The 13,221-nt window shown below is 68.7% G+C and carries 12 protein-coding genes; 9 read left to right on the plus strand and 3 right to left on the minus strand.

From position 1 onward, the window contains the following. Positions 1–7: 7 nt before the first annotated feature. Together ACVFYP_RS16925 and ACVFYP_RS16930 are read left to right on the plus strand one after the other, a co-directional pair. A complete protein-coding gene (locus ACVFYP_RS16925) occupies positions 8–988 on the plus strand; it encodes a Bug family tripartite tricarboxylate transporter substrate binding protein (protein WP_499201378.1) in 981 nt (326 codons plus the stop codon). After that, on the plus strand, positions 985–2,187 hold the full coding sequence (locus tag ACVFYP_RS16930; protein WP_499201379.1) for a mandelate racemase/muconate lactonizing enzyme family protein: 1,203 nt from the start codon (positions 985–987) through the stop codon (positions 2,185–2,187). Before ACVFYP_RS16925 ends, ACVFYP_RS16930 begins: the two co-directional genes overlap by 4 nt. Positions 2,188–2,215: 28 nt before the next feature. Here the strand turns inward: ACVFYP_RS16930 and trpE are convergent, their stop codons facing one another. Beyond that, a complete protein-coding gene (gene trpE, locus ACVFYP_RS16935; protein WP_499201380.1) occupies positions 2,216–3,721 on the minus strand; it encodes an anthranilate synthase component I in 1,506 nt (501 codons plus the stop codon). Further along, positions 3,718–5,619, minus strand: a complete 1,902-nt coding sequence (locus tag ACVFYP_RS16940; protein WP_499201381.1) for a peptidylprolyl isomerase — start codon at positions 5,617–5,619, stop codon at positions 3,718–3,720. Before ACVFYP_RS16940 ends, trpE begins: the two co-directional genes overlap by 4 nt. 94 nt (positions 5,620–5,713) lie before the next feature. On the opposite strand from ACVFYP_RS16940, the gene tpiA reads away from it, so the two are divergent. The 5 genes from tpiA to ACVFYP_RS16965 all read left to right on the plus strand — a co-directional run bounded on the left by tpiA (position 5,714) and on the right by ACVFYP_RS16965 (position 9,252). Continuing rightward, entirely contained in the window at positions 5,714–6,442 is a 729-nt protein-coding gene (gene tpiA / locus ACVFYP_RS16945; protein WP_499201915.1) for a triose-phosphate isomerase, read from the plus strand. A gap of 196 nt (positions 6,443–6,638) precedes the next feature. Then, positions 6,639–6,971 carry a preprotein translocase subunit SecG gene (gene secG, locus ACVFYP_RS16950; RefSeq protein WP_499201382.1) on the plus strand — a complete coding sequence of 111 codons (333 nt, stop codon included), beginning with the start codon at positions 6,639–6,641 and terminating at the stop codon, positions 6,969–6,971. A 101-nt stretch (positions 6,972–7,072) separates the two neighbouring features. Further along, entirely contained in the window at positions 7,073–8,710 is a 1,638-nt protein-coding gene (gene pyrG, locus ACVFYP_RS16955; RefSeq protein WP_499201383.1) for a CTP synthase, read from the plus strand. Next, a complete protein-coding gene (locus ACVFYP_RS16960; RefSeq protein WP_499201384.1) occupies positions 8,710–8,874 on the plus strand; it encodes a hypothetical protein in 165 nt (54 codons plus the stop codon). Before pyrG ends, ACVFYP_RS16960 begins: the two co-directional genes overlap by 1 nt. Positions 8,875–8,946: 72 nt before the next feature. Continuing rightward, positions 8,947–9,252, plus strand: a complete 306-nt coding sequence (locus ACVFYP_RS16965; RefSeq protein WP_499201385.1) for a hypothetical protein — start codon at positions 8,947–8,949, stop codon at positions 9,250–9,252. Between the two features lie 3 nt (positions 9,253–9,255). Here the strand turns inward: ACVFYP_RS16965 and ACVFYP_RS16970 are convergent, their stop codons facing one another. Beyond that, entirely contained in the window at positions 9,256–10,248 is a 993-nt protein-coding gene (locus ACVFYP_RS16970) for a helix-turn-helix domain-containing protein (RefSeq protein WP_499201386.1), read from the minus strand. 180 nt (positions 10,249–10,428) lie between these two features. Here ACVFYP_RS16970 and ACVFYP_RS16975 point away from each other — a divergent pair, with 180 nt between their 5' ends. Further along, entirely contained in the window at positions 10,429–11,715 is a 1,287-nt protein-coding gene (locus ACVFYP_RS16975; RefSeq protein WP_499201387.1) for a calcium-binding protein, read from the plus strand. A gap of 93 nt (positions 11,716–11,808) precedes the next feature. Next, positions 11,809–13,086: a phosphopyruvate hydratase gene (eno, locus tag ACVFYP_RS16980; protein WP_499201388.1), complete on the plus strand. Its 1,278-nt coding sequence runs from the start codon at positions 11,809–11,811 to the stop codon at positions 13,084–13,086. Positions 13,087–13,221: the final 135 nt, after the last annotated feature.

A 13,221-nucleotide genomic window follows, 5' to 3' on the forward strand; every position in this document is an offset into this window, starting at 1 on the left:
GGAAACAATGCATATCCAGGGAATGCTGCGCCGGCTTTTGCCGGCCTTGGCGGTCGCCAGTCTGGTGGCGCTGCCGGTCATGGCGGCCGATCTGCCGGACCGACCCGTGCGCATTCTGGTGCCCTTCGCGCCCGGTGGAACCAGCGACATCGTCGCCCGCGTCCTCGCCGAGGCGGCCTCCGCCCATCTGCCGCGCGGCGCCGTCGTGGAGAACAAGGCGGGCGCCGGCGGCAATATCGGCACGGTGGAGGTGGCGCGCGGCCCGACGGATGGCACGCTGCTGCTGCAATGCGCCTTCGGCCCCTGCGGCGCCAATCCAGCGCTCTATGCCAATGCCGGCTATGACGTGCTGCGGGATTTTGCCCCCGTCATCCTGACCGGCGCGGTGCGCAACGTGATGGCGGTGCGACGCGACCTGCCGGCCCAGAATGTCGCGGAGTTCCTGGCGCTGGCCCGCAGCCAGCGCGGCGGCATCAGCTTCGGCTCCTCCGGCGTCGGCGCCTCCAACCATCTGGGGCCGGAGCTGCTGCGGGCGGTGACGGGGATCGAGATGGTTCACGTGCCCTATCGCGGTTCCGGCCCCGCCATCACGGACCTGATCGGCGGGCGGATCGACGTGTTCTTCGACAACCTGCCCTCCATCCTGCCGCATATCCGCGCCGGATCGGTGCGCGGCCTGGCGGCGGTCAGCGACCAGCGGCTGCCGGAATTGCCGGATGTGCCGACCTTCGCCGAACAGGGCGTGCAGGGCATGGCGATCGATAGCTGGTTCGGCTTCATGGCCCCCGCGCGCACGCCACCTGCCGCGATCGCGGCGCTGAACGCCGCCTTCAACCAGGCCCTCTCCGACCCCCGCGTCCGCTCCCGCATGGCGGAGCTGGCCGTGGCGCCGCTGGGCGGCACGCCGGAAGCGATGGGCACGCATGTGCGGGCGGAGGTCGCCCGCTGGGCCGATGTGGTCCGCCGCCAGGGAATCCGCGCCGAATGACACCCTCCACCATCACCTGCGTCCGCACCCTCCGGGTGCCCGAACGCGCCAATATCCTGTGGGTCGAGATCGAGACGGCGGAGGGCCTGACCGGCCTCGGCGAGAGCTTTCGCGGGGGGGCGGCGGTGGAGGGCCAGATCCACGAACTGGTCGCGCCCTATCTGCTCGGCCAGGATTCGCGAAACATCGAGCGCATCCACCGGCATCTGATGACGCCCTATGTCGGCTTCGGCGCCTCCTCCGCCGAAATGCGGGCGGCCTCGGCGGTGGATATCGCGCTCTGGGACCTGATGGGGCAGCGGCTGGGCGTGCCGGTTCATGAGGCGCTTGGCGGGCTGAGCCGCGACCGCATCCGCGCCTACAACACCTGCGCCGGCTACGACTACAACAGCGCCAAGGACCGCCGCGACGTGCGCGCCGGGGAGAATGCCGTCGGCCCCTATGACGACCAGGTCGCCTTCATGCAGCGCGCCGATGAACTGGCGCATTCGCTGATGGAGGAAGGGTTCACGGCCATGAAGATCTGGCCCTTCGACGTCTACGCACCGGCCTCCGGCGGCCAGCTCATGAACCTGGACGATCTGAAGAAGGGCATGGAACCCTTTGAGAAGATAAGAAAAGCCGTGGGCGACAAGATGGAGGTGATGGCGGAGCTGCACTCCATCTTCTCCCTGCCCGCGGCCACCCGCATCTGCCAGGCCCTGGCGCCGATCCAGCCCTTCTGGGTGGAGGATCCGATCTGCAAGATGGACGACACGGCGGCCCTGGTGGAGTTGCGGCGCGCGGTGCCCGGCATGCCGATCTGCGCCAGCGAAACCCTGGGCGGCAAGGTCGCCTTCCGCGACCTGCTGGTGGCCGGTGCCACGGATGTTGTGATGGTCGACCTGACCTGGTGCGGCGGCCTGACCGAGGCCCGAAAAATCGCGGCGCTGGCGGAAAGCTGGGCGCGGCCGGTGGCGCCGCATGACTGCACCGGCCCGGTCACCCTGGTCGCCAGCCTGCACTTCGCCCTGCACGCCTCGACGGCGATTTTCCAGGAGGTGGTGCGAGCCACGCTCGCCACCTGGTACCGCGACCTGGTGACGGTGCTGCCTCGGGTGGAGACGGGGTTCTGCTACCCGATGCAGGGGCCGGGGCTGGGGACGAAGCTGCAGCCGGATACGCGCAAGCGGGCGGCGGTGCGGGAGAGCAAGCGCTGAGGTGAGGGGTGGCCCGGCCTGTGCCGGGCTACCGCCGCTGCGCGGCGAAGCGCACCGCTTCCTCTGCCGCCCGGAACAGGGCGCGCGCCTTCTGGTGCGTCTCCTGGTACTCCGCCTCCGGATCGCTATCCGCCACCACGCCGGCGCCGGCCTGCACATGCATCAGTCCGTCCTTCACCAAGGCCGTCCGCAGCGCGATGCAGATGTCCATGTCGCCATCGGCGCCAAAATACCCGACGCCGCCGGCATAGGCGCCACGGCGGGAAGGCTCCAATTCCTCGATGATCTGCATCGCCCGCACTTTGGGCGCGCCCGAGAGCGTGCCGGCGGGGAAGCCCGCGGTCAGGGCATCCAGCGCATCCAGCCCGGGGCGCAGGCGGCCCACCACTTCGGACATGATGTGCATGACCTGGGAATAGCGCTCGACCTGGAATTTCTGGGTAACGCGGACGCTGCCGATCTCCGCCACGCGGCCGACATCGTTGCGGCCGAGGTCGATCAGCATCAGGTGCTCGGCGAGCTCCTTCGGGTCGGCCAGCAGCTCGGCCTCCAGACGCTTGTCCTCCTCGGGGGTCGCGCCCCGGGGCCGGGTGCCGGCGAGCGGCCGCAGTTTGACCTCGCCATGCTTCACGCTGACCAGGATTTCGGGCGAGGCGCCGACCAGCGACAAGCCGTTCAGGTCGAGGAAGAACAAATAGGGCGCCGGGTTGAGGCGGCGCAGCGCGCGATACAGCGAAAAGGGCGGCAGGCCGAAGGGCGCGGTGAAGCGCTGGGCGGGCACCACCTGGAACACGTCGCCGGCCGCGATGTAGTCCTTCGCCTTCAGCACGGCGGCCTTGTAGGCCTCCTTGGTGAAGTTGGAGGTCGGCGCCGGTGGTACCGGCAGGCTGGCGGGGGGCGCCGGACGGGGCAGGGGGCGATCCAGCGCCGCCTCGGCCTCATCCAGCCGCGCCTGTGCCAGGTCCCAGGCCGCTTTCGGGTCCTGGCCGGCTTCGGGCCAGACCGGCGTCACCAGGGTCAGCGTATCCCGCACATGGTCGAAGACGGCGACCAGCGTGGGGCGGATCATCACCGCCTCCGGAATGCCAAGCACATCCGGATTCGTATCCGGCAGGCGTTCCATGTGCCGGACCATGTCGTAGCCGAGATAGCCGAACAGCCCCGCGGCAATGGAAGGCAGGCCAGCCGGCATCGGCATCCGCGTCGCCTGCACCAGGGTCCTCAGGCTGTCCAGCGGTGGTGCCGGATCGGCCTCGAAGGCATGCGGGGCGGAGAGTGCGTGGCGGTTGATCTCCGCGCGGCCATCGCGGCAGCGCCAGACCAGGTCGGGCTCCATGCCCAGCGCCGAAAAGCGGCCGCGCGCGGCGCCGCCTTCCACCGATTCCAGCAGGAAGGCGTTGTGGCGCCCCTGCACCAGGCGGAGATAGGCGCCGACCGGCGTGTCCAGATCCGCCACCCGCTCGCGGAACACCACCTGGCCCTGGCCGGCTGCGAGGCCCGCGGCGAAATTGGCAAAGCTGGACATGGCGCTCATGGAACCACCTGTTGCAGCAGGGTCGGGCTGATCTGCGGCGCGGCCCGTTCGCGCAGCGCCGCGACATAGGCGGCGTTCAAGTCATCGGCCATCTGCTGCTGCGTGGTGCGGCGGGCCGCGTCGAGCGCGGCCTGATCGGAGGCCGGATCGGTCGAGACGATCTCCAGAAGCTGGGCTACGGCAAAGCCGGCGGCGGTCGGCGCCATCGTCGGCTCATTTACCGCGATGCCGAATAGCACCGGCAGCAATTCGCGCGGCACGGTCAGGCCCGGCGCGCCCGGTTCCGGTTGGCGGCCGAAGGGACCCATGCGGGTGCTGGTCAGGCCGGCGGCGGTGGCTGCCGCCTCCAGAGTCTGGCCGCCGCGCACGGCCGCGAGCAGGCTGGCCGCCCGTTCCTCCTGCGCCCGGCGCCGGGCGTCGTTGGTCCAGGCGAGGCGGACATCGGCCTCCACCTCCTCGAAGGGCCGCAGCGCCGGGGCGCGCACGGCGCGGATCTCGATGCCCATGAAGCCCTGCGCCTCGCGGAATTCCTGCAAACGGGGGGCGGCGCCCTGATCGGCGGCGAAGATGGCACGCAGCGCCTCAGCCCGCGCGGCCACCGGCACGGGCAACACGGCGGGACGACCTTCCGCATCGCGCCCCTCGGCATCCAGGGTCACATTGGCGACGGTCAGGCCGAACTCGCGGGCCGCATCCTCCAGCGGCGTGCCGCCGGCAATGGCATCCTCCACGCGGTTGGCCCGCTCAAATGCCAGGTCGCCAGCGCGTTCCATGGCCACATCCTGACGCAGGCGGTCGCGCACCTCCTCCAGCGTCGAGGTGTGGCCCGGGGTGATGCCGGCCACGCGCATCACATGCCAGCCGAAGGGTGACTGGACCGGCTCGGTGACGCCACCCTGCGGCGCGCCAAAGGCGGCCTCGGCCAGCGCGGGCAAGGGCAGGTCGGCGCGCGGCACATTGCCGAGGGACAGCGCAGCGCCGCCGGCCGCCGTCGCCGCCTGTTCGATCGCTGCGAAGTCGGGATTGGCGCGCCAGGCCTCGGCGATGCGTCGGGCGGCGGCCTCATCCGGCAGCAGCGCCTGTTGCAGGTCGCGGCGCTCGGCGGTCTCGTACTGTCCGCGGCGCTGCTCATAGGCGGCGGCGAGATCGGCGTCCGAAACCTCGATCTGGTCGGCGAGGTTGTCGGCGGTCAGCACGGCAATCGTCGCCTCCCGCAGGGCGGGGGTGGAGAAGCGCTCGGGGTTGTTGGCATGGAAGCGCTGCAAGGCCGCCTCGGTCGGCGCCTCCGGCTCCGGCGCATCCAGCAGGGGCAGTTCCACCACCTGGGCGACGCGCCGTTCCTGCTCATAGCGCACCATGGCGCGGGCGAGCACATCCGGCGCAGGTGCGCCGGCGCGCACGGCGCCGGAGAGCTGGATCCGCTGGAGGTCGTCGCGGACGATGCGCAGGAACTGCGCCTCCGTCATGTCGTTCTGGCGCAGGAACTGGTCGAGCACGAGGCGATCGTACTGGCCGGCGGTCTGGAAATTCGGGATGGAGAAAATATAGGCCTGCACTGCCGCATCGGGCGTGGAAAGGCCGAGCCGTGCGGCCTCCGCGCGCTGGGCGCGTTCGGCGATCAACTGCTCGACCGCCTGCATGGCGATGGCGCGGCGCAGCGGCTCCTCCGCCTCGAAACCCTGGCCGAGCTGGGACTGCACCCGCTGCAATTCACGGCGGGCGGCCATCTGGGCCTCGGGCACCTCGATATCGCCGCCCTCCATGCGGACCACGGCGGTTTCCCGGCCGAAATTGCGCACGGTGTCCTCGATCCCCCATATGCCGAAGGACAGCACCAGCAGCATGAAGAGGACCTTGGCGAACCAGGTCTGGGTGAGCTTGCGGAACCAGGTGATCATGCCGTCCCGGTAGCCGGAAACGCCGCCGGTTGCCAGCCCGGCACGAGGTTGCTAGGCGAGCTTAACGCTCAAGGAGATGCCCGTGACCCCCGGAATCCGCCCCCTCATCGCCGGCAATTGGAAGATGCATGGCACGTTGCGGGAGGCTGTGGCGCTGGCCGAGGCGGTACGGGCCGGGGCCGGCGGGTTGCCGGCGGACCTGCTGATCTGCCCACCTTTCATCCACATTCCGGCCTTGGCCGCGATGGCGGGGCCGACAGTGGCCTTGGGCGCGCAGGATTGCCATGCGGCGGCCAAGGGCGCGCATACCGGCGACATCTCCGCCACCATGCTGCGCGATATAGGCGCCAGCCATGTGATCCTGGGCCATTCCGAGCGCCGCGCCGACCATGGCGAGACCGATGCCGTGGTTCAGGCCAAGGTGAAGGCCGCGCTCGGCGCCGGCCTGGTGCCGGTGGTCTGCGTCGGCGAAACCGAGGCGCAGCGCCTGGCGGGGGAGGCGGAGGCCGTGGTGCGCCGGCAACTCGCCGAGTCGCTGCCGGACGACTTTGCCGGCATCATCGCCTATGAGCCAGTCTGGGCCATCGGCACCGGCCGCACCCCGACCGAGGCCGACATCGCCGCCATCCACGCCACCATCCGCGACAGCCTGGTCGCGCGCTTCGGCGCAGCGGGGCAGGGCACGCATATTCTCTATGGCGGCTCGATGAAGCCGGGCAATGCGAGGGCGATCCTTGCCTTGCCGAATGTCGATGGCGGGCTGGTTGGCGGCGCCAGCCTGGTCGCGGCGGATTTCCTGGCCATCGCGGTGGCGGCAGGGTGATGATGCGGGCTCTGTCCCGGAGATGGGCGGAGCCGAGATAGGCCTCAGGCTGGCACTGATCGCCCGCCGCTACGCCGCGGCGCGGGCGTCGGTCGACGCCAGGACGGGCCACGTGACGGGTTCAGACATCGCCGCCGCTTAAGGTCGTTCCGTGCCGCTGGCCTTACAGCCAGAGACCCGCTAGAAGGCGCCCGCCATGACCAATCTCCTTCTTGTCATCTTCCTGCTCGTCACCCTGGCGCTGATCGGGGTCATTCTCGTTCAGCGCAGCGAGGGTGGCGGCCTGGGCATCGGGGCCTCCCAGGGCATGGGCGGCTTCATGACGGGGCGCGGCACCGCGAACCTGCTGACGCGCACCACGGCCGTACTCGGCACCATCTTCATGGCGCTGGCCCTGGTCCTGGCCATGCTCGGCAAGGGCCAGGCGCCGCGTGGCTCGATCCTCGACATGCCCGCGGGCAGCCCGCCGGGGGCCGCCGCACCGGCCGCCCCCGTGGCCCCGGCCGCGCCGACGGTGCCCAACAACTGATTTCCAACCCCGCGCCCTGCGCGCGGGTCATGCCTGACATTATCGGTTCCACTCGCCGGATGGGTTCCCAGACCCGTCCGGCTTCGCTATGAGAGGCGTCCATGACGCGGTTCGTATTCGTCACCGGCGGCGTGGTTTCCTCCCTCGGCAAGGGCATTGCGGCGGCGTCGCTTGGCGCGCTGTTGCAGTCACGCGGCTACAAGGTGCGCCTTCGCAAGCTCGACCCCTATCTCAATGTCGATCCGGGCACGATGTCCCCGTATCAGCATGGCGAGGTCTTCGTGACCGATGACGGGGCGGAAACCGACCTCGACCTCGGTCACTACGAGCGCTTCACCGGGGTCCACGCCTCCAAGCTCGACAACTGGACCACCGGGCGGATCTATTCCGACGTGATCGCGGCGGAGCGCCGCGGCGACTATCTGGGCGGGACCGTCCAGGTGATTCCGCACATCACCGACAAGATCAAGGCGGTGATCCAGGCCGAGACGGATGGCTACGACTTCGTCCTGGTCGAAGTCGGCGGCACCGTCGGCGACATCGAATCGCTGCCGTTCCTGGAGGCGATTCGCCAGCTCGCCAACGAACTCGGCCCGACCCGCAGCCTCTTCATCCATCTGACGCTGGTGCCCTATATCCCGTCCGCCGGGGAGCTGAAGACCAAGCCGACCCAGCACAGCGTCAAGGAATTGCTGGGCGTCGGCATCCAGCCGCAGATCCTGCTCTGCCGCTGCGACCGACAGATCCCCGAGAGCGAGCGCCGCAAGATCGCGCTGTTCTGCAATGTGCGCCCTGAGTCGGTGATCCCGGCCTATGACGCCGACAGCATCTATTCCGTGCCGATCAGCTACCATGCCGAGGGGCTGGACCGCGAAGTGCTGCGGCACTTCAACCTGTCCTTCTACGGTGAGCCCGACATGCGGCGCTGGGAGAAGATCGTCCAGTCGATCCGCGCGCCGGAGGGCGAGGTCTCGATCGCGGTGGTCGGCAAGTACACCAATCTGCTGGACAGCTATAAGTCGCTGGCCGAGGCGCTGGCCCATGGCGGCATCGCCAATAATGTGAAGGTGAGGCTGAACTGGGTCGACAGCCAGGTCTTCGAGGCCGGCGACGAGGAAGCCGTCAAGCAGCTGGAAGGGGTGCACGGCATCCTGGTGCCCGGCGGCTTCGGCGAACGCGGCTCCTCCGGCAAGATCGAGGCGGTGCGCTTCGCGCGCACCCGCAAGATCCCCTTCTTCGGCATCTGCTTCGGCATGCAGATGGCGGTGATCGAAGCGGCGCGGAACCTGGTCGGCCTGAAGGGCGCCTCCTCCACCGAATTCGGCAACTGCGCGGAACCGGTGGTGGGCCTGCTGACGGAATGGACCCGCGGCAACCAAGTGGAAACCCGGACGGCCGGCGGCGACCTGGGCGGCACGATGCGCCTGGGCTCCTATGTCGCGAAGCTGGCCGAGGGGTCCCTGGTGCGGGACGTCTATGACGGTGCGGCCGAGGTCACCGAGCGCCATCGCCACCGATTCGAGGTGAACGTCACCTATCGCGAACGGCTGGAGGAGGTGGGCATGCGCTTCGCCGGCATGTCCCCGGATGGCTCACTTCCCGAGATCGTCGAGGTGCCGGACCACCCCTGGTTCATCGGCGTGCAGTTCCATCCGGAGCTGAAGTCCAAGCCCTTCGAGCCACACCCGCTGTTCAAGGGCTTCATCGCCGCCGCCGTGCGGCAGGCGCGACTGGTCTGATGGACCCCCAGGCTCGCTTGCGGCGCTTCGGCATCGGCATGGCGGTCACCCTGGCGGTGACGGTGGTCGTGGGGATGCTGTTCGGATCGCTGGCGGTGCCCGTTGCCCTTACCGTCGGGCTGGGCGCGACGCTGCTGCTGGGCGGCGGTCGGGGCAAAGGCTGAACACGGAACGCTGATCAGGCCGCCCCCCGACCGTCAAGACATCGCTCATCTTTTTGCGATGCAATGGCCGCCATGCGCACATTGACCGGTGCTTCAGGCGTCGAATCCTATCTGTTCGAACCGGGCGACCTTGTGCGCCTGGTGCGCGATGAGGGCGGTGCGGTGAACACCGCCCGCGCTGGCGATTGGGGGCTGGTGACGCGGGTGCATCCCTGCGGCGCGCTGGACCTCAAGCTCGCTGGCTATAGCCGGGCCAAGGATTCGGTGCTGACCCGCGCGGTCTCCGTGCCCTGCGGCAAGGTCGAGCCCTGCGACCGGCAAGGCATGCCGCTGCGGCGTGGCTTCGCGGCGGTGTGGGACACCCGCCGGCCCAGGTGAGCATCAGCCCGGCCGCATGGCGCCCGGGGAGACGCCATAGGCCCGGGTGAAGGCGCGGTAGAAGGTCGCCACGCTATCGAAGCCGCATGAGAAGGCGATATCCGCCACCTTGCGTCCCCGGCCGCAGGGACCTCGCAGCAAAGCGCAGGCGTTTTCCAGGCGTCGGCGCGTAACATGGCGGGCAAAGCTCTCCCCGGTCGGCTCGAACAGCAGACTGAGCTGGCGCACGGAGATATGCAGCGCGGCCGCCGCTCGGGCCGAGTCGAGGGCAGGATCGGCCAGATGCCGTTCTACGAAGCGCTGCGCTTCCGCCAGTCGCGCGGCGCGCAGCGCCTGCTGGCCCTCCGGGGTCGGTTGGGGGCTGTCGGCCTGATGCAGCCCAACCAGGCCAATCAGATGGCGTAGCGCGGCCTCAGTGGTCGTGGGCTCCATGCGCGGCGCCTCTCGCAACAGGGACTCGAAGTAACGGCAGATCACGGCGCCCAGCCCGGATTCGCCACGTATCAACTTGCGCGGCAGGCGGCCACGTGCGCGCGTTGGCAGCATCGGGTCGAGCAGCGCGCGGGGAAACTTCACCAGATGGAACGCGGCGCGGCCCTGCTGGCGCACCGTCTGAGGAATGCTGGAACTTGTCAGGCCCAGATCGCCGGGCCGCAGCGCCACTTCCGCATCCCCCTCCGCCCGGACCAGGGCGGCGGCGGCGGGACAACTGGCGACCAGGGAATAGGTCTCATCATCGGTCCGCGCCACCTCCTGCCGCCCGCGCAGCCAGTCATGCGCGGGAGCCTGGAAGGCAACGAGGCTGAAGGCACCGAAGCGCGAGCCGGAAAGCGACGCCTCATAACCACTGGCATGGTCGAAGCGGCACGGCTGGAACTGGTAGAAATGCCGGCAGGCGGCCTCCCGCCAATAGTCGAACTGTTGGCGTGCGGGCAGGCCGGCGGTGGAGAGGATGGGCGTCATCGGGCTGTACGGGATCGGAACGGGAACCGCCATTCTAGCAGCACCAGGCAGGGGTGCGAGCGGTCCGCCGGCTTTTGCCGGGATTGAGATACCGCCCTGCCGGGATCGCGGCGCGGCGGGGCCGGGACAGGCGTAGCAGGCCTCCGCCAGGCGGTACCATTCCGGGCCGCCACCGGCCGGCAGAAGGCCGGCTGAGAGGGATAGGACCCGACCATGTCGCCTGAGATCGAAGACACCACTAATCTTGCCATCATCACTGGCACCGCGGGAGACGACAAACTGACCGGCGGCGCCGGCCCCGATGTGCTGATCGGGCTGGGAGGCCATGACGACTACATCGTCGATGACGCGGGCGACGTGGTGGTGGAAGCCGCCGAGCCCGGCATCGACGAGGTCTTCACCACGCTGAACACCTATACGCTGCCTGAGAATGTCGAGAACCTGATCTTCACCGGCACGGGCCATTTCACCGGCACGGGCAACGGTATCTCCAACTTTCTGATGGGCGGCGCGGGTGACGACACGCTGGATGGCGGTGCCTGGAACGACACCATGATGGGAGGTGCCGGGAGTGACGACTACTACGTCGACAATGCCTGGGATCAGGTCTGGGAGTCCGCCGAGCCCGGTATCGATGAGGTGTTCACCACGCTGAACGCCTATACGCTGCCCGAGAATGTCGAGAACCTGATCTTCACCGGCACGGGCAACTTCGCCGGCACCGGCAACGGCATCTCCAACTTCCTGATGGGCGGGGCGGGAGATGACACGCTGGATGGTGGCGTCTGGAATGACACCATGATGGGAGGTGCCGGGAGTGACGACTACTACGTCGACAATAGCTGGGACCAAGTCTGGGAATCCGCCGAGCCCGGCATCGACGAGGTCTTCACCACGCTGAACGCCTATACGCTGCCCGGGAATGTGGAGAACGTGATCTTCACCGGTAGCGGCAACTTCGCCGGCACGGGCAACGGCATATCCAACTTCGTGATGGGCGGCGCGGGCGACGACAGGCTGGATGGCGGCGCCTGGAACGACACCATGATGGGGGGCGCCGGGGACGACACCTATCTGGTCGATAACAGCTGGGATCAGGTCTGGGAATCCGCCGGCGGCGGCCAGGACCAGGTGCTGACCACGCTGAACGCCCTCAGCCTGGGCGAGCATGTCGAGGGGCTGCGCTTCACCGGCAGCGGCGACTTCACCGGCGTCGGCAATGCGCTCGACAACAGGCTGGAAGGCGGCACTGGCAACGATGTGTTCACCGGCCTGGCCGGCGCGGATGTGTTCGTGGCCGGGGCTGGTGCCGATCTCGTCACGGATTTCACCCTGGGCGAGGACCGCGTGGCGCTGACCGGCCATGGCAGCTTCGAGGATTTGCTGCCTTTCCTGTCGCAGCAGGGCAGCGATGTTCAGATCGCCCCGGGGGAGGGGGTGCTGACCCTGGCAGGGATCGAGCTGTCCGCGTTGTCGGCCTCCGACTTCCTGTTCGGCTGAGGCAGACGCCTGGTCGCGCGAGGCGGCTTGCCGATCCGTCGCCAGACCGTTAAGCGCGAGCGGGAATCCTCCCCCCGACACGGAGCCCAGCCCATGGCCGCCATCGCCGATATCATCGCCCGCGAGGTCCTCGACAGCCGGGGCAACCCGACGGTGGAGGCGGAGGTGATGCTGGACTCCGGCGCGGTCGGCCGGGCCATCGTCCCCTCCGGTGCCTCAACCGGCGCGCATGAGGCGGTGGAACTGCGCGATGGCGACAAGGCCCGCTTCGGCGGCAAGGGCGTGCAGAAGGCCTGCGCCCATGTGGAAGGCGAGATCTTCGACGCCATCGGCGGCATGGACGCCGCCGACCAGGTGAAGATCGACGAGACGATGATCGAGCTGGACGGCACGCCGAACAAGTCCCGCCTCGGCGCCAATGCCATCCTGGCCGTGTCGCTGGCCACCGCGAAGGCCGCGGCCGCCGATCTTGACATGCCACTTTACCGCTATGTCGGTGGCGTCTTCGCCCGCACCCTGCCGGTGCCGATGATGAACATCATCAATGGCGGCCAGCATGCCGACAACCCGATCGACATCCAGGAATTCATGATCATGCCGGTCGCCGCCGGCACCATCGCCGATGCGGTGCGGATCGGCTCGGAGGTCTTCGCGCAGCTCAAGAAGGCGCTGCACGATGCCGGCCACAACACCAATGTGGGCGATGAGGGCGGCTTCGCGCCGAATATCGGCAGCGCCGAGGAGGCCCTGGGCTTCATCAGCAAGGCCTGCGAGAAGGCCGGGCACCGGGTGGGGGAGGACATTCTGTTCGCCCTCGATGCCGCTTCCACCGAATTCTACAAGGACGGCCGCTACGTGATGGAAGGCGAGGGCAAGACCTTCGATTCCGCCGGCATGGTCGACTATCTGGAAGCCCTGACGAAGAAGTTCCCCATCGTCTCCATCGAGGACGGCATGTCCGAGGATGACTGGGAGGGCTGGAAGCTGCTGACCGAACGCCTCGGCGGCAAGGTGAACCTGGTCGGCGACGATCTGTTCGTGACCAATACCGAGCGCCTGCGCCGTGGCATCGAGACCAGCACGGGCAATGCGATCCTGGTGAAGGTCAACCAGATCGGCACGCTGACCGAGACGCTGGAAGCGGTGGAGACCGCGCATCGCGCCGGCTTCAAGGCCGTGATGAGCCACCGTTCCGGCGAGACCGAGGATGCGACCATCGCTGACCTCGCCGTCGCCACCAATTGCGGGCAGATCAAGACCGGCTCGCTCTCCCGCTCCGACCGTACCGCGAAGTACAATCAGCTGATCCGCATCGAGCAGGAATTGGGCTCCGCCGCCCGCTATGCCGGGCGGAGCGTGCTGCGCCGCTGATCAAGGCGTCGGACCGTGGCATGGAACGCACGGTCCACTCCTTAACGTATTGAGAGGGCGCGATTCCGCTGGACATGCGGGTCGCGCCCTTCTTCACTGCGCGCATTGGCGGGGGGGCCTGCGAGCGTGTCTGAT

It is taken from the genome of Roseomonas sp. F4, from assembly GCF_053891155.1.

Coding starts and splice junctions, on each gene's coding strand:
- pyrG (WP_499201383.1), top strand. CDS start 7,073: ATGACGCGGTTCGTATTCGTCACCGGCGGCGTGGTTTCCTCCCTCGGC.
- ACVFYP_RS16965 (WP_499201385.1), top strand. CDS start 8,947: ATGCGCACATTGACCGGTGCTTCAGGCGTCGAATCCTATCTGTTCGAA.
- secG (WP_499201382.1), top strand. CDS start 6,639: ATGACCAATCTCCTTCTTGTCATCTTCCTGCTCGTCACCCTGGCGCTG.
- ACVFYP_RS16975 (WP_499201387.1), top strand. CDS start 10,429: ATGTCGCCTGAGATCGAAGACACCACTAATCTTGCCATCATCACTGGC.
- ACVFYP_RS16960 (WP_499201384.1), top strand. CDS start 8,710: ATGGACCCCCAGGCTCGCTTGCGGCGCTTCGGCATCGGCATGGCGGTC.
- ACVFYP_RS16940 (WP_499201381.1), bottom strand. CDS start 5,619: ATGATCACCTGGTTCCGCAAGCTCACCCAGACCTGGTTCGCCAAGGTC.
- ACVFYP_RS16925 (WP_499201378.1), top strand. CDS start 8: ATGCATATCCAGGGAATGCTGCGCCGGCTTTTGCCGGCCTTGGCGGTC.
- trpE (WP_499201380.1), bottom strand. CDS start 3,721: ATGAGCGCCATGTCCAGCTTTGCCAATTTCGCCGCGGGCCTCGCAGCC.
- ACVFYP_RS16970 (WP_499201386.1), bottom strand. CDS start 10,248: ATGGCGGTTCCCGTTCCGATCCCGTACAGCCCGATGACGCCCATCCTC.
- eno (WP_499201388.1), top strand. CDS start 11,809: ATGGCCGCCATCGCCGATATCATCGCCCGCGAGGTCCTCGACAGCCGG.
- ACVFYP_RS16930 (WP_499201379.1), top strand. CDS start 985: ATGACACCCTCCACCATCACCTGCGTCCGCACCCTCCGGGTGCCCGAA.